Raw genomic sequence first — 23,350 nt, 5'->3', positions numbered from 1 at the left:
TGCCGATTTTGTCACTCAGGATTATTCGGCGCTACCTCATGCATCTAACGCCTTTTTAATGGTTTTCTTGCCAGATGACGTTGGCACTCAACCCAGCTTACATGCGATTTCCGCATGGCAGGGCTATTAAAAGTAAAAGGGGATTGGACTACGTTGTATCGTCAGCCATGACGGACAACGAAAGATTGAGCGCTCTTGTCCGCAAGGAGAAAGGAGAGGGGGAATTGAAGGAACCGCCAAAGGCAGTGAACCGAGGTCTGTACGTTTGGAAATAACTCACGCGCATGCTGACCGCGCGCATTGAATTATTCTATAAGCGGCGCTGATAGAGCTATTCACCGAGGCAAAATTCGGAACATCACTGGTGATCTGGTCAAAAACACCGCCCCTGGCAAAATGTGTTTTCTGGGCTCTCTGCCAGCCACCGGACACCTCGTCGACCGTAAATAAGTCAAGGTGAGGAAACCGGTCCTCGTACCTCGAGGCCACGGACGGATCGCGGGGACGGTAATAGTGCTGGGCGGCGATATGCTGTGCCTGGGGTGTATATAGATATTCGATGTATGAAGCCAGACCGCGTGCGCTTTTCCCGTTTCCAACCGCGTCCACTACGCTGATAACGGGTTCGGCCACTATTGATATAGACGGGGTAACGATTTCAAACTTATCGTTTCCGCTATTCTGAACGATCCGATGCGCTTCATTTTCCCAAGTGAGGAGTACATCGCCTATGTTGAGAAAGACAAAGGCAGTAGCCAAGTTTCCCGGCTTTTTACCCTCGTAATCCACTGTCTGGGCGTTGGCGAACAATTGGCTGACAAATTCACGTGCGGTTTGTTCACTGCCGCCTGATTGCCTCATTGCATATCCCCAGGCAGCCAGATAATTCCAGCGGCCGCTTTCAGAGCGCTTTGGGTTCGGGGTAACTACTTTTATATCAGAGCGTACCAGATCGCCCCAGTCCCGCAGTTCCTTTGGGTTGCCTTTTCGTACGAGAAACACGATGGTTGAGGTATAGGCTGAAGGGTAAGAGCCAATCCGAAGGTCCCGCGCTAAAAGCTCGCGGACGCCGGGTGCAATAGATCTTTCCTTATTATTCAGCCTGTCTACATCGTAGGACAGCGCGAGGGCCGGAACATCAAGTCCATCGACCGTAACATGCACCGGCTTGCCTGGTTTGCTCCGTGCCTGCTCGACTTTGATATCCAGGCCCGTCCGGGTTTTCCAGTGAGAGGCAAAGGCGACATTCAAATCCCCGTATAGGCGCCCTGTGGAGCCGAGTGCAGGAAGATCGGCAAAATTATTCAGGGTGGCATAGGCGGCACCCAGGCTCACCAGCACTATAGATATACCAACAGCAAAACGGGAACTATCCAGCAACATTTTTATTTCCTCCAGACCATGACGGATTCAGGAAAGCCGGCGAGTGCCTCTTCGTGCACATAGGGGGCTAAAGAACCATCGGTTTTTCGCGGATCGTAAGGTAGATTAGAAATAACGTTATTCATGCGCTCGGTATAGGCCCTCTTTAGTCCGTATATAAACAGCATATTCAAACATGGCTCACTCCCGTGCTAATGAGATTCGGTTCGCACATCGTACTGTGGATTTATTACATTTTTAAGGGCACTTGGAGGCGGCCCATGGGAGACAACTGCGTGATCCCTTAGGAAAGGAACAAGTCTTCAGCGAAGGGAAATGGGGGGATTTAACGCAAGCCTGAGATTCTCATCTAATTATTCCCGCCTTCTTAATAGGAAACAATCGGGAGAATACTGCCTATTTGTGTCTATATCATTTCCGTTTTATGGCTGTTTTATGACAACTGGTGGGGGTTGGCTATAAACGAGGCCGCCTGATGGTTGCATAAGGTTTCCCTTTTGCGAAACTGAAAACGAACAATGCAAGGCATTGTTTTTGTTCCCACTTTGTTACATAAGGGTGATGCAAAAACAGAGAGGGAAATTTCATGAAAACCGAACCATCTTCCGACCCAGTCTTGCGATGATCATCGTTTGTTGTCGTGATATTCGCATGCCCGATGGGCCAGGCCGATGCATACCGGATGATCCGCCGGGAGCCACGGATGCAGATATCCTCACTCGTATCGGCAATCACTCCTTTCACGCTACAGTTATCACGGAATACTTACGTAATGGCGGAAAGCTTGAAGTGGCGCAACAAATGGCCGCTCACGAGAGTGTGCGCACGACGGGCTCTATGACCGGCGTAACGACCAAGTATCCCTGGATGAGGTTGAGCGGATCGTGATCTGACTGAAGATGATGGATCCATATTTTATCAATACTAACGGATAACTCGACTCGATTCACTAGCCCATAAGATACGTTATCGAGGGTAAATATAGGTTTGTTTGCCCCAACTAATTCAGAGCGTGCGGTTGGAACCCTTTCACTCGAAACGGCGTCTGGTGGGCGGGGTGCTTGTTTCTACCCAGTGCCGCTATAGAACTGCTGCATGCCAGCGATAATACTGCCGCCACGACTGTGCAAAACACGCTTGTTCCAGATTTCATATTCCTCTCCTTAGACGGTGGAACACCCCAAAAAGATCAGCTTAGCACTCGTGCACTGGACCTCACCTAAAACACCAGAACACTACGGTTAGCAGATACTCTCCACGGAAATTCAAGTGAATTAGCGGCAAGATCATGCAGGCAAATGACAGGCAAGGCGTCGATAATCTTTACATTATCTAGCCGCCTTAAGAATCCAAACAACTAGTTATTTGTTTTATAGGGGAAAAAATACGGGCACAAAATATGCTTGAGCTCAAGCCTGAGCTTTAGCTCAAGCTCAAACTCAAACTTGAGTAGATTCCTCAAGGATTATGAGGCCCTATTTGTGTTGTGGCATTACCTGTTAAAAATATTCCTTATAAATAAAGAGAAAATAACGATGAAAATAAAATATCTGATAACTTGCGCCTTTACTTGGTTCAGGTTTATATGGAATTGAATATAATGGTTTAACTCCAGTTTTCACGGTAGTAGGTTTGCTCGATATGAGCCTGGCTACCCATAATATTGCGTTTGGCGTTGCTGATACCTCCGATTTAATCTTTGATAGCGGAGTGTTTATCGGAGATTTAATTGCCGGCACGGATACTGGTGGAGGTATTGATCCTGATCCTAATCAAGTACCCGAGCCTGCTTCTATGGCACTTATAGCAGTGGGACTAACAGGTTTTGCCTGGAGTCGCCGTAAGAGAATCTAAGGGAGTTCGTTTCTGAGACGCTGAGTCAGCCCGCATTTTCTGGACAGTTTATTGGGAACCTCGTTTACTCGTTTTTTGATTGCCTTTATTGCAGCATCGCATCTCTGCCGGATTTCCTTTGCCGGCACACGAGTAAAGGAAAGCCTCGATCTCAATACCTACCTCTACGATAAAGGAGCCACTGGTTTTAACGCGACAACCACGTTTTTCCCTCTTTAGTCCCTCGGGCACCGCTTTGTTTACAGGATCTGTTCCGGCTTCTTTTCCAGAATTTGGTGATACTGCGTAAGGGTCTTGGCAATTAATCAACCCGACAGGGACCTCTGGAACAATTGGAATAATTCCCACCGGTTCCGGAGCCGGAGATTTGCGCTATGTTGCTGGCTGGATTAATCGAAAGGTGGGGCGGCAAAGTAAGTAAAGGTAGCGTTACCTGCTCGAAAAATCACGTTGCGCCCCTGTTATAAATGAAAAATTTACATTCCAAAAAAAACTTATTTATACTCAGCAGTAGGAATATTAATCAGATTGGAGACGCGAAATGATAACCACGGGTAATAAGAACGTTTTCTACGGGTTTCTGCTTTTTGCTTCCATACAGAGCACTGCTGCATGGCCACAGAACCTGGAGGAAATCCAGAGGCAGTTCAATGAGGAAACAATTTCCAAGCCTTTTATTGTTCCGGATGATGCGAGTCTGACAGCATCTCTCAAAGCTGCGACGGAGAGGGGAACTCCAACCAAATCCTCTGGCTATGTTACCCCTAGCATACCGCTGCTAGGGGGGTTTGGTTACGGTGGTTATATTCGCCCCTATTATGGCGGACTTTATGGAGGGGGCTACCACCCGTTCTACGGCAGTTGGTGGTAAAGCTCTTCGGAAGTATAGGTTCATGTAGTTCAATAGCAAATTGGCGATAGTTAAATAAGAAAAACAATAAATAATTTCTTATTACCCCGCCCGAATTAATTTAGTCATTAATAAAAAAGGGGAGAAAATGAGTTACTTGAAAGGTAAAGGTATTACGCTGGCCGGTCTCATAGTATTTTCGATGATATTAAGCGGTTGTGCCGCCGTGCATACGTCAATAGCCAAAAAGGATCTGGACGTTCAAACAAAAATGAGCGATACCATTTTTCTTGATCCAGTTGACCCGGATCAAAAAATTATTTACTTAAATGTTCGGAATACGTCTGACAAAGCAAACTTTGATATCACGGGTCCTGTTGTAAGAGTGCTTGAAGGAAAAGGCTATACCATTACCAATAATCCAAAAACGGCTCATTATTGGCTCCAGGTCAATGTCCTAAGCGTGGACAAGGCTAGCCCGACAGCCGCTCAAGCTGCTTTGGGAGCGGGCTATGGTGGTGCTATTTCTACTGGGGCTGCAGTGGGAATGGCAACAGGTGCCGCGCTGGCTGGTTGGACGGGTGCCGGTATTGGCGGACTAGCCGGTGCAGCGGCTTTTGGTATCGTGGACACTGTCGCAAGTGCCGCAGTCAAGGATGTCATGTTCATGGCCATTACTGATGTTGAAATCGCCGAACGAGCTGAGCAAGGTGTTGTAATTCGACAAGATAGTCAGCAGGATGCCAAGCAAGGGATCGGCGGATCAAGAAGACAGTCATCTACCAAGGTCAGCAACATGAACAAGTATCGCACTCGTGTTGTCAGCACGGCCAATAAGGTAAATCTGGTGTATGACGAAGCGGCCCCTGATTTGACGAATGGATTGACGCGCTCTATTTCTGGGCTTTTCTAGTTTTCCGCTGGAGTGACTTTAGTTACGATGATCGTGAATAAAGTCACTCCTGTCCGCTAGTCCTTGAATCATATCTACTTTTCTTTATCGGGAACCACCTAATTCTGGTCAATTCAGGCTATTACTCCACCATAAGTAAACAATCACGGTATAAACCCAAGAGAAATAATAATGAATAAAAAACTGACAAGTATCTCACTGGCTTTTGTCTTTCTTTTAACTCCTGTTGCCAGCCATCCTCAACAAAACGACACGGGATCTGCTGATAGGAAAAAAGGAATCGAGCACATGAGTAAGGAACTGGGTCTTAGTGCAGACCAACGAACCAAGGTTGAAGTTATTTTTGATACGGAGAGAAAGAAAGTCGAAGCCATTTTCAATGAGGAAAAGCAAAAATTGCAAAGAGTACAGCAGGAAACGCGGTCGAGCCTCCAAGGAGTGCTCACGCCAGAGCAGATGAATAAACTGGATCAAAAGATGCGTCAAAATTCTAAGCACGATCCAAAGAAAAAGCAGGATCGTGAAAACCGGATCTAGAAAATTAAGGTTTGAAACGTGGGATGTCGAGACAAGGGGGCGGGTCAGGAGCCGGAATTTTCCATTTTAGACCGGTACTGATTTCGGGGTAGGGTCAGCCACACAAACTGAACCGAGAGAAGGTCAGCCATGCTGCGCAAATCATTCGGGGAATGACGTGAAACCGGCATGGCCGAGCTGCTGAGTGTAGACCGGACTACCATCTATCGTGCGCTGAGCTGGAGATAAGTTGTAGAGCCAGATTGGCTGCATTTAACTGTCAGATTGAAGTTATCGCTTTCTACGATGAAAAGACCGCCTTGCGGCCGTACTAGGTGCGGTAGCGAACATATTCCTCGCCTAAAGATTGTCAGAATGCAGTCAGCTTTGAAAACGAAGGTCTCTTTTTTTAACTGATATATATAGAGGAAGCAAAAATGGCAATTGGCACAGTAAAATGGTTCAATGATTCAAAAGGCTTTGGCTTCATTACTCCTGATGACGGCAGTGAGGATTTATTCGCGCACTTTTCGTCAATCGGCATGTCAGGATTCAAGACGCTCAAAGAAGGTCAAAAAGTAACGTTTGAGGTTACGCAGGGCCCGAAGGGCAAGCAAGCATCAAACATTCAATCTGCGTAAGATTTCATGCTGGGGCGACAAACCGTACCAGCAAATAACTTAAATACGTTGTTTTGGGAGGGGCAGGTCAGGGCAGTGGCCGGTAGGCTTTGGGCAAAAATGCCGGGACTGGCTAAACCCGACCAGTGAACTCATAATCTTGTTTCATATTTCACCCCTGCCATTTTTCGCTCTTGATTAATCGAGGTGATTATTGCGATTCTTCAGCGACTACTCATATTTTATTAGATGAAAAAAAGGAGAAAACAGGTTGCGGTGAAATAGATTTTTTCCGTTTTTACCCCTGATAACGTTTGTATCATTGATAACTCCAGGTTTTTCCCACCACGGCTCAGTCCGGGAGCTGGCACCGAAAACATCTACGTAGTCGGTCTGCGAGGACTCGGACTGAGTTGCCCCTGAAAACAGTAGACACCTATAAGCCAAGGAACATGAATGCCGGTATTCCACCAGGAGGCACTCGGAGGTTTTGCCGCGTCGTGGCTTTCCATCCGATCAGGGCGTATTTGTGGTCGCTAGAGTAAAAACTAGCAGCTTAAGGTCGCGTTATTCAGGGTGGCTGGATTTTTCTCAGATCAAGGGTGTAATCAGGTTTTCCTGCATCAGGAAGTTAAAGACATTTGAATTTTTCAGGGGGAGTGTCAATGCAGGAATGAAAGGAGATGCCGAAATGAGAGATGACTATAGACAAGGGTTTGCGGATCAAACAAAAGAAATTACTGTTCCTTCGCTAGCGGTAGAGGGCGTTATTCCCGACTGGCTATCCGGCACGCTTGTACGTAACGGCCCTGCCCGTTTCCGTCTGGAAGACAAGACACTTAACCACTGGTTCGACGGCCTGGCGATGCTGCATAGGTTCGATATCGCGGGTGGCCAAGTCAGCTACGCGAATAAATTTCTCGACACCCCCGCTCTTAGAGCGACTAAAGACGGAAAAATGAAATATGCAGAATTTGCCACTGATCCCTGTCGCAATTTGTTTAAACGTATTACCCAAGTCTTTACAGGTCCAACATCTGGTGCCAACGCTAATGTTTCAATCGGCAAGATTGCCGAAGAGTTTGTAGCTCAAACCGAAACTCCCCTGCCGGTTGCATTCGACAAAGACACCCTGAAGACTATTGGTATTGTCAGCTATAGCGACACGCTAAAGGGCGAATTGACAACCGCTCACCCGCATTACGATCAAGACAGCCGCGAAGCGTTTAACTACCTGCTCAGTTTTGGCCGTAAATCCACATACAACATCTACGCATTACCTGATGGCAGCAAAAAGCGCCAACTGACAGGCAGCTACAGCACAAACAGGCCATCGTATATGCACAGTTTCGGGCTCAGCCAAAAATACGTGATTTTGATGGAATTCCCGTTAGTAGTGAATCCAATAAGCATGTTGGTGAGAGGTAAGCCTTTTATAGCAAACTATACTTGGGAACCCCAGCGCGGTACGCGCTTTTCGCTTGTGGATCGCTACACGGGCGAAGTCAAATATGCGCACACCGACGAAGCCTGGTTCGGTTTTCACCACGTTAACGCAGTTGATCGAAGCGGCAAAGTAGACCTCGACATTATTGTGTATCCAAATGCCGACGTGGTGCAGTACTTCTACCTGAATTCATTACTCAATAGGCCGAACCATGAGGCCTACCCCAAAAACCAATTGCGGCGATTTGCGATCGACGTCTCCGCCGGCTCCGTTAGCTCCCGCACGCTGATTGACCACTCAGCCGAACTGCCGCGCATTAATTATGGGCAGTACAACAGCAAAACGTACCAATATGTTTACGCAACCGGCATCGCAAAACAGGGTGAATCCGCCTTCCTTGATACTGTCGTCAAGTTTGATTTGGCGGGCGACGTCAAAGAGTGGCGGCAGGACGGTCAATACCCTGGCGAGCCTGTGTATGTGGGGCGGCCAGACGCCCAATCCGAGGACGATGGCATATTACTCACGGTGGTCCTGGATGCTGCTGCGAACAACTCGTACCTGCTGCTACTCGATGCGCGCGACTTGTCGGAAATTGCCCGTGCAGGTGTTCCCCAGCACGTGCCATTTGGCTTCCACGGTGCGTTTATTCGTTCGTAACTTCGTGCCTTTGTAACGTTGGGCAATACAATGAAAACGGAATCTTATACTCCAGGTTATACGACAAATTCCACCGACTTCATGGTGATTCTAGTTCCGATCCCAATCACAATCCCAATAATAGCGGGATGGTTTCGGCAGAAAAATTGACACCGCAGCCAATCTGCCGAGGAATTTGTGATGCCCAAAGCTGCAATTCAGCCGCACTTCAGCCGCACTTCAGGCGGTCACGTGACATTATCGGCAACCGTAAGATTTCACCTTAAATGAGTAGTATCAAAACGGAGTACATGGTTAAGCATGTGATTGGTCCATTCTCTGGCACCTTATCTTCCCATGTCGCAGACATAGCAAAACGTCATAGTCGTATTCCCAAGCCCTATTGGACTTACTGCATCCCTTCCCCATACACAGATAGCTGCATTCATGTCTTTCGCAGAAGCGAAATAGTCGGGTAAGCGAGGAGCAAAGGGTGTCCCCGAATTTATCGTTGGTAACCGGCGATTCACTTTTTCACTGATGGTCTCAGCCCGGGAGTTTGACGCCGAGAACGTCTACGTGCTCAATTTGTGGGGGCTCGGACAATAGATCGGCTGCGTTTGCCATCAATGCCTCGGCAATCGGACCGGAGAGATGCGCTGATCGCCCTGCCTCATCGGCGAAGGCGTCAAAAATGCCGAAAGTCGATGGCCCCAGGCGCAGCGCAAACCAGATGGGAGTGGCGGTTTCCTGATTTGCCAGTGCAAGCCCCTGTTCGAGGAAACCGGCTACATCGGCTTCTCTTCCTGGCTTGGCCTGTAATCGTACAAATAGAGCAACTTTTACCATTTCTATTTTCCTTTCTAAAGTTGAACAACGGGAGGGGAGACTCTATCTGGCATATCAACTCTTGCCAAGTGGCAAGATCGACAAATTTGATATAATTTTCGCCATGCGTATTTACATTCTTGCCCTTAACGAGGTTTTTGACACTGGGCTGTCCACTCTTCTGGATACCCTGCATGTCGCGAACGATCTCGCAAGTTCCGCCGGCGCGGCTTCGGCGCATTTCGATGTGACCGTGATTAGTGTTCGCCGCCGCGTACGCACCAGCCAGGGGTTTTCCGTGCCCGTGATGGCGGCGACAAGATGTGAACCTCCAGATGTGGTATTGGTCCCGGCACTTGGGGCAAAAATGCCGGAAACGCTGCGGAAGGCGCTTGAGCGGCCCGACGTGGCGGATGCAGGTGCGGTTTTGCGGAAGTGGTCTGACAACGGTGTTCTGGTAGGGGCCGCATGCACGGGCACGTTTGTTGTCGCCGACGCCTTGCTGCTCGATGGGCAAAGCGCCACTACCTCGTGGTGGCTTGCGCCCATGTTCCGGGAGCGTTATCCCCATGTGAGACTGGAAGAGTCTCGCATGGTGGTAAGCTCATCCGGTTTTGTCACCGCCGGGGCAGCGCTGGCACATATTGATCTTGCGCTATGGCTGATAAGGCGCAGCAGTCCGACGCTCGCAGAATTGACCGCTCGATTTCTGTTGATCGAACCGCGGTCGTCGCAGGCGGTTTTTGCGATTCCTGATCACCTTGCACATACGGACCCGCTGGTCGAGCGATTTGAGCGCTGGGCACGACGCAGGCTGGGCGAAGGCTTTTCGCTCAGCGAAGCAGCCAGCGCCGTGGGGACGAGCGAGCGAACGCTTTCCCGGCGTCTTGGAGCGGTACTGGGCAAGTCTCCACTTTCATATTTTCAGGATCTTCGTGTTGAGCGGGCGGTTCATCTCTTGAGGACCAGCAGCGACGGCATAGACGTTATTGCCGCTCAGGTCGGTTATGCGGATGGCACCACGCTGCGCGCGCTTCTTCGCCGCAAGATCGGCCGGACAGTGAGCGAACTCCGAACCCCATACGGATAAAATCAGGAAAGGCTCAGGCTACCATCGGTTGTGTTCAGTTTGTCCCGGCCATGGACGATCCGGTACAGGACCGGCAATACCAGCAGGGTCAGCGCGGTGGACGAGAGAATGCCTCCAATGACTACCGTTGCCAGTGGCCGTTGCACTTCAGCGCCGATGCTCGTGGCCAGGGCCATGGGAACAAACCCCAGGGCCGCCACCAGTGCCGTCATCAATACCGGGCGCAATCTGACGAGCGTTCCATTTTTAATGGCGTCATCCAGGGGTTGGCCCTGTGCCCGTAAATCCCGGATAAACGACAGCATGACCAGACCATTCAGCACTGCTACGCCGGATAGCGCGATGAATCCGACGCCGGCGGAAATGGACAATGGGATATCGCGCAACCACAATGCCAATACCCCGCCGCTGAGAGCAAATGGGACTCCGGTAAACATCAGCAACCCATCGCGGAAATTTCCAAACATGGCATAAAGCAACATCAGGATCAGTCCCAGCGCCAGGGGAATGGCTATTCGTAGCCGTTCGGCAGCGGAAATCATCTGTTCGAATTGACCGCCCCATGCCAGCCAATATCCTGGCGGAACCTGCACTTTTTCTCCGACGAGCTTTTCTGCTTCCTCAACGAAGGAGCCCAAGTCGCGGCCACGCACATTTGCCGTAACGACTGCTCTGCGCTTGCCATTTTCGCGGCTCACCTGATTGGGTTCCTGGACAACCTCGAGGGTGGCCACCTCGTCCAGTCTAACGTAAGCTTGCGAGCCGGCTAAAGACGCATTTTGGACATTTGCTGCGCTGCCCGCGCCTGGAGCGGGCAGGCCGATCGGCAAACGCTTGAGTGCCTCGATATCGCTGCGTTGTTGCTCCGGGAGCCGGACCTGCAACTCGAAGCGGCGGTCCCCCTCGAAAATAGTGCCGGCATTCTGTCCGCCGACCGCAACGGCTACCGCATCCTGTACGTCGGCTACATTCAAACCGTAGCGCGCCAGTTTTGCACGGTCAGATTGAACCGTAAGCACTGGCAAGCCGGTAAGTTGCTCAATTTTCACGTCCGCCGCCCCGGGAACCGTTTTCAGGAGCTTCTCTATCTGCCCTGCTACGGCAAATAGCATGTCCATATCATCACCGAACACTTTTACCGCTACATCGGCGCGCACGCCCGACAGCAATTCGTTAAAACGCATCTGTATGGGCTGGGTGAACTCGTAGTTGTTGCCTGGCACTTTCAGGACCGCTTGTTCCAGGGCGGTAACCAGTTCCGCCTTTGTCCGATACTGTCCACGCCATTCCGATTCTGGTCTAAGAATGATAAAAGTATCTGCGACACTCGGCGGCATGGGGTCGGTCGCAATCTCGGCGGTTCCTATCTTGGCGAAAACACGCTCCACTTCGGGAAACGTCTTGATCGTTTTTTCCAGTTCATCTTGCATTTCGATAGCTGTCGTCAGGCTTGTGCCGGGAATACGGATCGCATGGAGCGCGATATCGCCCTCGTTGAGACTGGGCACAAACTCGCTACCCATCCTTGTCGTCAGCAGGCCGGATAGCGTCACGATCACCACGGCTATCGTGACCGTCAGGCCCTTGTTGCGCATCGCCGCGCCCAGAGCGGGTACATAAAGTTTTTTTGCCCATACAACCGCAGAACTCTCCTTTTCCGCCACTTTGCCGGAAACGAAGAGCGCGATCGCGGCCGGGACGAATGTTACGGAGAGAATCATGGCACCCAGCAGCGCTGTTACTACTGTGATGGCCATCGGATGAAACATTTTTCCTTCCACGCCAGACAGCGTGAAAACGGGAAAGTAAACGACCATGATAATAAGCTCTCCATAGATGAGCACGCGCCGTGCTTCCCTGGTGGCGTCAAATACCGCGGCCATGCGCTCGGTGGCCGTGAGCTCCCGCCCGAGCCGTATCTGTTCATGGGCCAGGCGGCGCATACTGTTTTCGACGATGACGATGGCGCCGTCCACGATGAGGCCGAAATCGAGCGCGCCCAGGCTCATCAGATTGGCACTGACGTTGCTTGCCACCATGCCGCTGAAGGTGAACAGCATAGAAAGCGGGATGACGAGCGAAGCAATGATCGCCGCGCGCAGATTACCCAGAAACAGGAACAGCACGACGATTACCAATATCGCGCCTTCGACCAGATTGGTTGCGACGGTTCGGATGGTTTTATCCACCAGCGTGGTACGGTCATAGACGGGCGTAGCGACCACGCCTTTGGGCAGAGTCCGGTTGATATGCGCCAGTTTTTCCGCCGTTGCCTGGGAAACGGCACGGCTATTTTCACCGATCAGCATATGTGCTGTGCCGAGAACCACCTCTCTCCCATTTTGGGTGGCAGCGCCGGTGCGCAACTCCTTGCCTATCAGAATATCCGCCACATCTCTGATGCGTATGGGTATTCCCAGCCGGGAACCGAGCATGATGTTCCCGATCTCGTCCAGATCAGCTACCTGTCCAGGCAAGCGAACCAGATACTGTTCGCCGCTTTTTTCAATGTAACCCGCGCCTACGTTGAGGTTGTTCCGTTCCAGAGCAGTGACCACATCCTGCAGGGTTAATCCCAAAGAGATCAGCCTTTCGGGGTAGGGGGCAACATGAAACTGTTTGACATAACCGCCAATGGAATTGATTTCCGTGACGCCTGGTACCAGACGTAATTGCGGCCGGATGATCCAGTCCTGGATTTCACGCAGATCGGTCGGGGTATATGCCGAGCCATCCGGTTTGGTCGCTCCCTTTTCGGCGTCGACCGACCACATGAAGATTTCGCCCAGTCCCGTGGAGATAGGACCCATTGTGGGCTCGACGCCGGCGGGTAGCCGGTCTTTTGCTTCTTCAATTCGTTGACCCACTAACTGCCGAGCAAGGTAGATATCGGTCCCGTCCTTGAAAATAACGGTGACCTGCGATAATTCGTAGCGTGAAAGCGATCGCGTATATTCAAGATTAGGGAGTCCGGCCATGATAATCTCGATCGGAAAGGTTACGCGCTGCTCTGCCTCGACAGGAGAGTAGCCCGGCGCGTGCGTATTGATTTGTACCTGCACGTTTGTAATATCCGGCACCGCATCGATGGGAAGTTTCTGATAGCTGTAGAATCCAAGCATGGCCATTCCTGTTACCGCCATGAGGACCAGGCCGCGCTGCTGAATCGATATTCGTAAAATATGTTCAATCATGATATGGGTTCGGGCTGGTTTTTCGCACCGGGAAAGGTGAGATTCTCGGGTAGTGACTGATCAATGGTCGTGAGTTGCGCCTGATTTGCCCAGCTCAGCCTTGATGGCAAAACTGTTGCCCCCCGCGTATTGTTCTCCTGCGCGAAATCCCTCCAGCACTTCTACCATGTTGCCGTCGCTGCGGCCCAGTTCCAGCGGACGCACTTCGAAGTATTGGCCATAGCGGCCGAATACCACCGTCCAGTCATTGACTGTTTGAATAGCGGTTGTGGATACCGCAGCGGGAACCTGGATTTCTTCGGCCACCAATTCCGCATTAACAAACATACCGGGGAGCCACCTGCCGTCCTTGTTTTCCAGCTCGATCCGTGCTGTGGCGTTACGGGTTTGCCCCCCAACCAGGGCGGTTATGTAAGTGACAGTGCCTTTTCCTTTGATATCAGATGCGGTTGCTTTGACCGTTGCCTTCTGACCGATCTTGACCGCCGCTATGTCTTTCGGGTAAACCGTTATTGCCGTCCACACTGTCGATACATCGGCAATAGTGAAAATATTGTTATCTTCCTTGAGTGTTTGTCCCAGTGCGATGGATTTTTCAGTGATGAGCCCGGAGATAGGTGCACGGATTTCATAGCGTGCCAGGTTGTTTCCGTGAGAGCCCGATTCGGGCTGTACCCCCAGCGCGCGCAGCTTTACCGAAGCGAGATCCAACGCGATCTCGGCTTCATTCCACAACGTCTGTGCGACGAGATAATCCTGTTTGGCGGAAATTTTTTCTTCCCAGAGCCGCTTTTCTCGCTCATAGGTAGTTTGTGCCAGCGCCAATCGCTTCCGGGCTACCCGATACTGGCTGCGCAGCTCCGCCAGCATCTGACTCTCGATTACCGCAAGAACCTCTCCCTTCTTTACCTGCTGGCCATGATGACGCTCGACAGACGTGACGATTCCCGGCAAGCGGGGCACTACCTGCACGATGGTGTGTTCGTTGAAGATGATCTCGCCGGGGAGCTTGAGCGTGGGTTTGATGATCGCGGGCCCCGCGGTAAGTATTTCGACCCCGATACTTTTCAGCATTTCGTCAGGCATTGTCACCCTGCCTTCGACCTGGCTATATTTCCAGTGAAAGGTTTTGTCCTTCCGCTCGGCGGCAATTGCAACATCGAACGAATGCGGCTCTTCCACTATCTGATCACCCACCAGGTAATCGGCCTGAGGCTTGAACTTGTAAACCTGGGCGGGTGCGCCGAGCCGTGACAGCGTAACGGTGACTTTGGCGGCGGAAGGTGGAAGCGGTTCACCATTTTCATAAAGATAAAGCCTGAATTGTGGTGGAACACCCTTTTCGAAAATGGTTACTTCCAGTCCAAAGCCATCTGCTGTGAACAGCTTGCCGCCTTTGGATCCCTCGCGATATTGAGACCCGGTTTCGCCGCCCGGCGATCCGCGCGTACCGCCGGGCTCCTGGACACCGGTCGCTTCAGCTTCGGCATCGGCCGTGGATTCGGTTGAGGCAGGCTGCGTTTTATCCAATGTGAGAATCAGACCGCCCACTGCAATTCCGATGGCGATCACGGCGATGATTGGAATGAGTCGTTTTTTGTTCTCCACCGTCTACTCCTTATATTCCAGGTCGGCGTGGCCATCGTCAACCGCGTTGGCAATGTCGTCAATCGGCGCTGCGGTCAGACGCTCGATCTCATTGACCAGGCGATGGTGGTTTGCGAGGGCGCGGACGTACATGACCCGGTTCTGAAACAAAGTGCGCTGCGCATCGAGCACCTCCAAAAAGCCGAATTTGCCGAGTTCATAGCCCTTATTGGTAACTTCGAAAGCGCTTTTTGCGGAGGGTAGTATCTCGCTGCGCAATATCATGATCTCGTTCTGCACCGCCGATAACATCTCGTAAGCCTGCACCAGCTCGGTTTTGAGCCGTAAGTCGGTGGCAGCCTGTTCATCAAGTGCCTTATTCAGTCGCTGGTGGGCTTCCCGCACATTTCCCTGATTCCGGTCGAAAAACTGCAATGGCATGGAAATCCCGACAATGCCCGTTGTTCCGCCCGATTCCCAATGTTTGATCATGCCGCCTCCAATGGTGATGTTTGGCACGCGGCGTGTCTGCTCCACTTCCAGCAGCGCCTTGCGATGTTCTATCCCTTTCCTGGCCCGGTCGGCCATGGGACTTGCCTGAACGCCTTCCGTGAGTGCCTCGAAATTCGGTAAGGCAGTGAGTAACTCCAGATTTCCAAGGACCTTTACGAAATGAGGCGAAGCGTCGCCCCATAGCAGTGCCAACCGCTTGCGGGCAGCCATCAGCTCCCGCTGTGCCTGTCCCAGCGCAATCTGTGTGGTGGAAAAAGCAACCCCGGCTTTGGTCTCCTCGATGGGAGGCACTTTTCCGGCCTGAACACGCTTCTTTACCGTATCCACCACTCTCTGTGCCAGTTGCTGGCTCTCTTCCGCCAGCCGTAACTGCTCCTGACCCGCCAGCACTTCCATAAACGTGTTTGCCACGCGGGCGATAAGTTCCAGTCGTTTAGTTTCAAAATCCTTGCCCGCCAATTCCTGGCTGAGCGATGCCGCATATACCCGAGCGGCGCGTTTTCCGCCAAGTTCGATCAGTTGGCTGATGCGGAAAATCAAATCCTGCTGTTCGACGTTTTCCTTGATGCTCGTGCCCAAGGGGGCACCACCCCCCTGACGGACCCCCATATTTCCGACATTGTCGATATTTACGGACAAATCGGGATTTCGCAGCAGTCCAGCTTGCAGCGTTGCGCCTTCCAGGGCGCGTATTTCCTTGTCGAAAGCCGCCAGCTCAGGATTATGCCGTAGCGCGAGGCGTACCGCATTTTTCATGGTCAGGTCGCCCTTCGCCTCAAGCGGGGAGCCCATCGAGAAGCTCATGTCTCTGTCTTCTCTGTCCGGGATGATACCCGCAAAGCTATTTTCGGCGATTGCTGAAGAGGGCCAACCCAGCGCAAGAATAAGCCATCCGCACGGCGCCAGATATCCTGGCGCCATGAACAACCGATCAAAGTTCATGGAAATCCTCCGCAAGTGTTGTGTGAAACACTCAGTTGTGCACTTAATTACGCTCAGTTACACGCAGACTACGCCAATGGCGTCATAATGAGAACGTCCTGCCGTCTGTCAAAATCGACAGGAACGTGCTTGATCCGGCCTCAGAGAGACACACGTCTGAACTGTACCGGTAACAACGTCAAAGGTGACCGATGATCTAGCTTGAGAAAATGCTTCGGGGAGGATGCAGAGGCGAATCCGGAATGGACTCGGGAATGATGACGGAGACAAATGCCGTCGGAACTTCAATACCGATGGAAGCAGGTACGATCAGGGGAGCCGTGAAGAAAAAGGGCTGGTATTGCCCGGCCGCGTGGAGACACATATGGGTCGCGGCATCCAGATGATCGTCGTCGTTTATTGCTGCATGTTGATGGGCCTCAAGGTGAGCCGCCGGATCGAGAGAGAGAACATGATGTTCGTGATCGAGCTCGTGAGCAAATACTTCGCCATTAAACGCCCAGCCAAAAGCATTCGTCATCATACTGACGAACAGTACAAGCATGACGGAATAAGTATGGCGACGCTTGTTCATGGCGTTCAGATTGTATCCCCTCAGGAAGAGTAATGCCAATTTTTGTGTTTCAATGTGTCTCCCCAAGTGGGAGCAGCGAGCTTCAGCTAACCGGATAGAATTACGCGCTTCGCCAAACACGGCCGTAATTGGACGGCACAGTCAACCAACGCTCTTGCCTTTCCTCGACCGCAAAATTATCCTGTCCGTGAAGCTGCTCGATGTAGTTGCCGTTGCGCGTGAATACGAACGGCACGCTTTGCTCTATACCAGTGAAATTCACAGCGATCAGGCTCACCGCAGCAGCATCTTCACGTCGGAAAAGCAGAACGCCGCGCGATAGATAGCGGTCGTAATCATTATGAAAATAATGAGCGCCCCGGCGCAGCTCAGCGCAATTCTTGCGCAGGCTCACCAAATTGCGCGTCAGTTTGACCAGGTTTTTACCGGCCTCATCGTAGAAGTAATCCCACCGCAATGGCCGCAATAGCAATACCCGGCCAAGACCGCCATCGGGGACGAAATAATTCTCCCCAAATTCCTGGCCCTGCCATAGCATGGGAATGCCTTTTGCCGCCAGCAACGCAATCAGGTAAGGCTGGAGCCGATACCAGTTCGCCCGGTTTCCTTCCGTAAATAACGGATTCCAGTCGCGATGATGGAGACCAAATTCGCACAGAAAACGGCTATGGTCATGGTTCTCGATATATTGCAGAGGTGCCTTGACCAAGGTTTCTCCGTTCTGCGTTGCCTGTTCGATATAGCCCAGCGCGCCAAGCCGATGTCCGAGATTCTCTATCGCACCCGACGCGCCGCGAGCACAGGCTGTGGCCGCGCCAAAAGTCGCATTTTGCCATGTCGTATTGCTATAGCTCTGCTCAAGAATCTGTTCGGGAGCTTCCAACTGCTCCGCGATCTGGATCAGCCGCGGGCCTTCCGGCGCGTCGAACCGGGTAAGACCGTCAAGCGAGTCTCTTACGTATTCGTAAGTGTGGAAGACCAGGTTGGCGTAACCGGTACCCAGTGCGCCATCCCAATAGTTCGGCACGCAGTCGTAACGGAAGCCGTCGACATGATAGGTATCCAGCCAGTGCCGGTTGACACTATAGAAAAAATCGCGGGTCAGATCACGGTTGAAATCAGTGCTGACACCAAAATAGTCCTTGGTAAACGAGCCCATGAAAGGATTTTCATGGTATTGGAGCCGCCGGTAGAGGTCGGCGTAAGGAAAGTCTTCTCCGGTATGTCCGTAAACCACATCAACAACTACCGCCAGCCTACGCCGATGCGCCTCATCGACGAAGCGCTGAAAATCGTCCCTTCGCCCGAAACGTTCATCGACTCCAAAGTAACCCAGCGGCAGATAGCCCCAATCGACCTCCAGCGAAACATTGCTGACAGGCATTACCGATAACGCGTTCACACCAAGGTCGGCGAGATAGGCCAGTCGGTCGATGGCCCCTTGCAGGCTGCCGCCAAATTCGGCGAGGTTCAACTCATACAGAATCAGGTCGTGCAGCGCTGGTGTTTTCCAGTTCGCCTCTTCAGTGCTCCAGACATAGGGAATATAGCCGAGTGTGAACGCAGACAGCTTACCGACAGCGTATTCGCGGGCAAAAGGATCAATAATCCAGTCCAGTATGCCGACGTTCGGATTATGCAGTTCGAAGCGGTAGACGTGCCGGCCGGGTGAACCAAAATGCGAACCCGGTTGAGAATCGTGAACGGTGTTGAAATCCACCTTTACCGACCACATATCGCCATAATCGGCATTGATACCATGCTGCAACTCGAAAGATAGCGGCTGGATTGACTGGATGAACTGATCGCGCTCGTGAATGATCTTTACAAACAGTCGATTGCCGAGCGTAGCCGAAACCCACGGTAGCAATACTCCGAAATCCACGATGCCGGGTGCGGACTCGTGGGGACCAAGTTGATCAAGTGGAAGATTTTTCATGACTTCCTCGCCTGTTGCAATTCATTGGATCAGCAGCCGATTACGAGCGTTCAACACCATTTTCACCACCCTTTGCTCCCCAGAATACCACCCAGGTCCCAAAATCGCTGGAGAAATTCTCGAACCGGTGTTCAACGTTAGCCGCCACAAAAAGGCAGTCCCCGGCCTTGAACGAGTGTCGATTGCCGCTGATGACAAGCTCGCCTGTTCCCCGATGGATGAAATAAACCTCATCCTGTTCATGCGGAGTTTGCGGATCGTGGCCGATGGGGGCGTAATATTCGACCGACATGGTGCCGTGAGCAAGAGCCACCGCAAAACGCTCCCCCATCGGCCATTCGACGGTGACAGGACCGGGGATGCGGGAAAATACTTCTTCAAAGGTCGCTTTAACTTTCAATGGGAACTCCTTGCTGGACAGATTTTGTAGTGTAGTACGGTTAGTCGTCAGTAACAGGCTCATTCGCCGGGCCATTCGGTACTTCCTGAAATGTGCCTGAAAGAGAAGCAAGGAATTGGCTATGAGTGGTCAGTAACCTGTACAGCGGGAATGCGAGCGCACCAAAGATCATTCCCAGAAGCAGACCGGCGAACGGCGCTAAAAGGAGCGCGAAAATTGCCGTGTTGATACCGCTGCTCTGAAAAGTGAAAAATGCATTGAAAGGAGAAAAAAGCGTATTAGCGCAAGCGAACGCCAGAGAATTGAATTTTATGAATGAAGTGAAGTCGAGTTGGACGAGGTATCTGCTCATTTAATCCTCTGTAACTGATTGTGCCGCCAAGGACAGCCATGAGCTCGACCGTATGAAGTCTGCGTCCTCGGCAACTTGAATGTGAGCAATGTTGCGAGGGCACGGCGGTGGCCTGCGCTTCAGCGTTGGCAAAATGCAATGGATCAAATACCGAATATGGCACCCCATGCTCTGCCTCATTCATTATAGTGGTTGCTTGTCATACGTGCCGAAGGTAACCTGTTGGATCAGGCAAAATCCCGATCAAGTTGACGCTCGGTCGACCGATGCTAGACTGAAGATGTGAAAACGTAAATTTTCGTCGTTCATCCCGACTTTGCAGTTAACTGCTGCAACACCAACGGGCCGCTTGCCACAGGGGTGGGCCCATCCGGCATCCGACTATGCAACTTCCTGAAGAACCGCTAACGCCAAGGGAGTCGTTATGGAACAGTCTAATGTAACCAGTCTCGAATTACCCCAGGATGTGATCGCGCTGGTGCCCATGCGCAACATTGTATTGTTTCCACACGTATTGACGGCTATTACGGTAGGCCGTGCCAAATCGATCTCCGCGGTGGAACATGCCCTGCACACTAAAGGCCCGCTCGGTATCGTTCTGCAAAAGGACCCGGCTGTCGATGAGCCGGGAATCGATGCGTTGTTCAACATGGGTACCGTAGTCAATATCGTCCGGCATATTACTTCGACGGACGGACTGCGTCATGCTGTGTGCCAGGGTTTGGAGCGGTTCTGCATTGAAGAACTGGTCGAGGGTTATCCATTTTTAGCTGCCCGGATACGGCGTATCGGCGAACCAGCCGAGGTATCCACGGAGGCCGAGGCGCTTGCGATGCAACTACGCGAGCGCACCATCGAAATCCTGTCGCTGTTGCCAGGCGTGCCGGCGGAGCTGGCTCACGCGCTCCAGGCCACACGGGCGCCATCGCATCTGGCCGATATTGCGGCCAGCCTGCTCGATACGGAAGTGGCCGAGAAGCAGCTGCTGCTGGAAACTGTCAGTACCGAGGAACGGTTGCGAAAGGTGCTGCAGATACTGTCGCGCCGCATTGAGGTGCTCAGGCTCTCTCAGGAGATCGGCGAACGTACCAAGGAACACCTGGAGGATCGGGAACGGCAATTTCTGTTGCGTGAGCAACTGAAAACGATCCAGAAGGAGCTTGGCGAAACCGAAGGCGAGGATCAGGAGATTGCAGAGCTGGACGAGGCCATCGCCAAGGCCGGCATGCCCGATGAAATCGAGGTGCAGGCACGAAAAGAATTGCAGCGGCTGAAGCGCATGCCTTCAGCCTCAAGCGAATATTCAATGCTCCATACTTATCTTGAATGGATGACCGAGCTGCCCTGGCGGCTGCCAGAGGACGCGCCGATCGATCTGAACGCCGCACGCGAGATTCTCGAAGCGGATCATTTCGGGCTTGAGCGCGTCAAGCAGCGCATTGTCGAATTTCTGGCAGTGCAAAAGTTGAAGCCGCAGGGACGCGCGCCGATTCTATGTTTTGTCGGTCCGCCAGGGGTAGGCAAGACCTCGCTCGGTCAGAGCATTGCCCGCGCATTGCAACGGCCATTCGTGCGCGTGTCTTTGGGCGGCGTGCACGACGAAGCTGAAATGCGCGGACACCGCCGCACTTATATCGGCGCGATGCCGGGCACTATTGTCCAAAGCTTGCGCAAGGCCAACGCGCGCAACTGCGTGATGATGCTTGACGAGGTCGATAAAATGTCAGCAAGTCTTCACGGGGATCCTTCGGCGGCGTTGCTTGAAGTGCTCGACCCGGAACAGAATTCGACGTTTCGGGATAATTACCTCGGTGTACCCTTTGATTTGAGCCGCGTTGTTTTCATCGCCACGGCAAATGTGATTGATAACGTGCCGCCGCCGGTGCGCGACCGCATGGAAATCATAGATCTTCCGGGTTATACCAGGGAGGAAAAGCTCCAGATCGGTCTGCGATACCTGGTGGCCCGTCAACGCGAGGCTAATGGTCTGAGCGAAGAGCAATATGAAATTACGGTCGAAGCACTGGACAGCATTATTGCGAACTACACCCGTGAGGCGGGGGTACGCCAATTCGAACGCGAGATCGGGCGTGTCATGCGCCACGCAGCCATGCGCATTGCCGATCACACTGCTGATGGTGAGCAGTTCAAGGTGCGTATCGACATCGGCGATTTGGACGCTATCCTGGGTCCTGCAAAATTCGAGTATGAGATCGGGCTGCGTGCCAGCCTGCCGGGTGTGGCTACCGGCCTTGCCTGGACGCCGGTAGGCGGCGATATTCTTTTCATCGAAGCGACGCGAGTGAGCGGGCGCGGACAGTTGATTCTGACCGGGCAGCTTGGCGGCGTCATGAAGGAAAGCGCTCAGGCGGCGCTGACCCTCGTGAAGGCGAGCGCGGGCGATTTACAAATCCCGGCATCGATGTTTGAGGGCATCGACTTGCATGTGCACGTGCCGGCAGGCGCTATTCCCAAAGATGGTCCAAGCGCCGGAGTCGCCATGTTCGTAGCGCTCGCTTCACTTTTTACCGACCGGCCAGTGAATCATGACGTAGCGATGACAGGCGAGATCAGTCTGCGCGGATTGGTGTTGCCGGTGGGAGGAATCAAGGAGAAGGTGCTTGCGGCACAGCGTGCCGGTCTACGTGCGGTACTGCTGCCGGCGCGTAACGAGAAAGATTTGAGGGATGTACCCGAAGCGGCGCGCTCCACACTGCAATTCGTTTTTCTTGAAACAGTGAGTGATGCCATCCAGGCATCGCTAGGGCAGCGGGGTGCGAGTCGCGCCGGGTCCGAGTTCAAGCTTGTCTGAGTCTGATTCGTAGTTAGTCATTCAGGCGAGTTCAAGTCCGACGTCGAAAGTTGCCGCATACCCCTCGCCCGTCTCGACAAGTTTGAGCATTAACTGGTCTCCGCCCTGACGGAATATGCTGTCATCTTCATTTCTCGCTCTGGTCAGGTAAGCCTCCCTTCTGGCATACGCCTGTTGCTGTGCATATACCGAATCCGTAATCGAGTCATTGAAGTAGAGTTGCGACGTAAACTCATGGGCCTGCATATATTTCGGATCGGTGCGGATCTTGAAATGAATATGAACCGTCCTGCCGGGATACCAGCCAGGATAAATAGTGATAAATCGTACACTGCCGTTTTTGTCGGTTACCTGATACCCGCGCAGAAATTTTTTCCCGACCGTATTGAAATGGTCATCCATGACGTCAGAATAAATCCCCTGCGCGTCACAATGCCAGATATCCACAACGGCGCCTGCGATCGGCTTGCAGTCGGCTCCCCTGTCGCCGCCAACCGCGAAAACGCGAATCTCGAGTGCGAGCGGGAGCCCTTCTTTTATCGAGCCATCAGAAGGATCGGTCCGAACGTCCGAACGATGCAGACGCTCATCAACAAAATAAGGGCCTTCGGTCTGCTGAGGGGTGACGACACATGAGAGTGCCCTTTGAACTGTTTCCCTGCCGGCAGAATTACCGAATGAAGATCCGCTGAGCATATTAATTCCCGTTACGCTGAGTAAAGCAAGCATTTTCCTTCGACTCATCAACCACTTCTGGCAATCTTCCGCGTTCATGCTGTCTTCCTTGACTGTTGCGTCAGCAAGATGTCAATTTCATTTACTTTGACGGCTTTGCTGCTTTCGAAGTTCCTGAATTCGGAAATAGTTCAGGCAAGGCAGATTATGCATCTTTTTCAA

At 52.2% G+C, this 23,350-nt stretch carries 20 protein-coding genes; 9 read left to right on the top strand and 11 right to left on the bottom strand.

Annotated features, from left to right (window positions below; all coding sequences use genetic code 11):
- Positions 1 to 276: 276 nt before the first annotated feature.
- Positions 277 to 1,383: a sulfate ABC transporter substrate-binding protein gene (locus CRO05_RS13700; RefSeq protein WP_097067683.1), complete on the bottom strand. Its 1,107-nt coding sequence runs from the start codon at positions 1,381 to 1,383 to the stop codon at positions 277 to 279.
- A gap of 651 nt (positions 1,384 to 2,034) precedes the next feature.
- On the opposite strand from CRO05_RS13700, the gene CRO05_RS13695 reads away from it, so the two are divergent.
- A complete protein-coding gene (locus CRO05_RS13695) occupies positions 2,035 to 2,271 on the top strand; it encodes a hypothetical protein (protein WP_181319779.1) in 237 nt (78 codons plus the stop codon).
- A 112-nt stretch (positions 2,272 to 2,383) separates the two neighbouring features.
- On the opposite strand, the gene CRO05_RS15930 is transcribed toward CRO05_RS13695, so the two are convergent.
- Complete coding sequence (locus CRO05_RS15930) at positions 2,384 to 2,536, bottom strand: hypothetical protein (RefSeq protein WP_235001445.1); 153 nt, start codon at positions 2,534 to 2,536, stop codon at positions 2,384 to 2,386.
- Between the two features lie 437 nt (positions 2,537 to 2,973).
- On the opposite strand from CRO05_RS15930, the gene CRO05_RS13690 reads away from it, so the two are divergent.
- The 6 genes from CRO05_RS13690 to CRO05_RS13665 all read left to right on the top strand — a co-directional run bounded on the left by CRO05_RS13690 (position 2,974) and on the right by CRO05_RS13665 (position 8,243).
- On the top strand, positions 2,974 to 3,237 hold the full coding sequence (locus CRO05_RS13690) for a choice-of-anchor L family PEP-CTERM protein (RefSeq protein WP_181319788.1): 264 nt from the start codon (positions 2,974 to 2,976) through the stop codon (positions 3,235 to 3,237).
- Positions 3,238 to 3,778: 541 nt separating this feature from the next.
- The gene (locus CRO05_RS13685; RefSeq protein WP_097067681.1) at positions 3,779 to 4,108 is read left to right on the top strand and encodes a hypothetical protein; all 330 of its coding nucleotides are present in this window, start codon (positions 3,779 to 3,781) and stop codon (positions 4,106 to 4,108) included.
- Between the two features lie 127 nt (positions 4,109 to 4,235).
- The gene (locus CRO05_RS13680) at positions 4,236 to 5,000 is read left to right on the top strand and encodes a complement resistance protein TraT (RefSeq protein ID WP_097067680.1); all 765 of its coding nucleotides are present in this window, start codon (positions 4,236 to 4,238) and stop codon (positions 4,998 to 5,000) included.
- A 171-nt stretch (positions 5,001 to 5,171) separates the two neighbouring features.
- Positions 5,172 to 5,537: a Spy/CpxP family protein refolding chaperone gene (locus tag CRO05_RS13675; RefSeq protein ID WP_097067679.1), complete on the top strand. Its 366-nt coding sequence runs from the start codon at positions 5,172 to 5,174 to the stop codon at positions 5,535 to 5,537.
- Positions 5,538 to 5,953: 416 nt separating this feature from the next.
- Positions 5,954 to 6,157, top strand: coding sequence for a cold-shock protein (locus tag CRO05_RS13670; protein ID WP_097067678.1), 204 nt, complete (start codon positions 5,954 to 5,956; stop codon positions 6,155 to 6,157).
- 652 nt (positions 6,158 to 6,809) lie between these two features.
- Positions 6,810 to 8,243: a carotenoid oxygenase family protein gene (locus CRO05_RS13665; protein WP_200814407.1), complete on the top strand. Its 1,434-nt coding sequence runs from the start codon at positions 6,810 to 6,812 to the stop codon at positions 8,241 to 8,243.
- Positions 8,244 to 8,768: 525 nt separating this feature from the next.
- Here CRO05_RS13665 and CRO05_RS13660 read toward each other — a convergent pair.
- A complete protein-coding gene (locus tag CRO05_RS13660; protein ID WP_097067677.1) occupies positions 8,769 to 9,071 on the bottom strand; it encodes a putative quinol monooxygenase in 303 nt (100 codons plus the stop codon).
- Between the two features lie 103 nt (positions 9,072 to 9,174).
- On the opposite strand from CRO05_RS13660, the gene CRO05_RS13655 reads away from it, so the two are divergent.
- The gene (locus tag CRO05_RS13655; RefSeq protein WP_097067992.1) at positions 9,175 to 10,140 is read left to right on the top strand and encodes a GlxA family transcriptional regulator; all 966 of its coding nucleotides are present in this window, start codon (positions 9,175 to 9,177) and stop codon (positions 10,138 to 10,140) included.
- A 2-nt stretch (positions 10,141 to 10,142) separates the two neighbouring features.
- Here the strand turns inward: CRO05_RS13655 and CRO05_RS13650 are convergent, their stop codons facing one another.
- From CRO05_RS13650 to CRO05_RS13620, 7 genes are all read right to left on the bottom strand, one after another.
- Complete coding sequence (locus CRO05_RS13650; RefSeq protein WP_097067676.1) at positions 10,143 to 13,334, bottom strand: efflux RND transporter permease subunit; 3,192 nt, start codon at positions 13,332 to 13,334, stop codon at positions 10,143 to 10,145.
- Between the two features lie 60 nt (positions 13,335 to 13,394).
- A complete protein-coding gene (locus tag CRO05_RS13645; protein ID WP_097067675.1) occupies positions 13,395 to 14,942 on the bottom strand; it encodes an efflux RND transporter periplasmic adaptor subunit in 1,548 nt (515 codons plus the stop codon).
- 3 nt (positions 14,943 to 14,945) lie between these two features.
- Positions 14,946 to 16,376 carry a TolC family protein gene (locus tag CRO05_RS13640; RefSeq protein ID WP_097067674.1) on the bottom strand — a complete coding sequence of 477 codons (1,431 nt, stop codon included), beginning with the start codon at positions 16,374 to 16,376 and terminating at the stop codon, positions 14,946 to 14,948.
- A 196-nt stretch (positions 16,377 to 16,572) separates the two neighbouring features.
- On the bottom strand, positions 16,573 to 16,950 hold the full coding sequence (locus CRO05_RS13635; protein WP_235001444.1) for a hypothetical protein: 378 nt from the start codon (positions 16,948 to 16,950) through the stop codon (positions 16,573 to 16,575).
- Positions 16,951 to 17,050: 100 nt separating this feature from the next.
- Positions 17,051 to 18,889 carry an alpha-amylase family glycosyl hydrolase gene (locus CRO05_RS13630; RefSeq protein ID WP_097067673.1) on the bottom strand — a complete coding sequence of 613 codons (1,839 nt, stop codon included), beginning with the start codon at positions 18,887 to 18,889 and terminating at the stop codon, positions 17,051 to 17,053.
- A 40-nt stretch (positions 18,890 to 18,929) separates the two neighbouring features.
- On the bottom strand, positions 18,930 to 19,289 hold the full coding sequence (locus tag CRO05_RS13625; RefSeq protein WP_097067672.1) for a cupin domain-containing protein: 360 nt from the start codon (positions 19,287 to 19,289) through the stop codon (positions 18,930 to 18,932).
- A gap of 40 nt (positions 19,290 to 19,329) precedes the next feature.
- The gene (locus CRO05_RS13620; RefSeq protein WP_097067671.1) at positions 19,330 to 19,641 is read right to left on the bottom strand and encodes a hypothetical protein; all 312 of its coding nucleotides are present in this window, start codon (positions 19,639 to 19,641) and stop codon (positions 19,330 to 19,332) included.
- 424 nt (positions 19,642 to 20,065) lie between these two features.
- Between CRO05_RS13620 and lon the strand changes: the two genes are divergently transcribed.
- A complete protein-coding gene (gene lon / locus CRO05_RS13615) occupies positions 20,066 to 22,453 on the top strand; it encodes an endopeptidase La (RefSeq protein ID WP_097067670.1) in 2,388 nt (795 codons plus the stop codon).
- Positions 22,454 to 22,474: 21 nt separating this feature from the next.
- Here lon and CRO05_RS13610 read toward each other — a convergent pair whose 3' ends face one another.
- A complete protein-coding gene (locus CRO05_RS13610; protein ID WP_097067669.1) occupies positions 22,475 to 23,227 on the bottom strand; it encodes an intradiol ring-cleavage dioxygenase in 753 nt (250 codons plus the stop codon).
- Positions 23,228 to 23,350 lie beyond the last annotated feature (123 nt).

This window comes from Nitrosovibrio sp. Nv4, from assembly GCF_900215485.1.
Classification (GTDB): domain Bacteria; phylum Pseudomonadota; class Gammaproteobacteria; order Burkholderiales; family Nitrosomonadaceae; genus Nitrosospira.
This window is presented reverse-complemented; position numbering and strand designations above follow the sequence as displayed.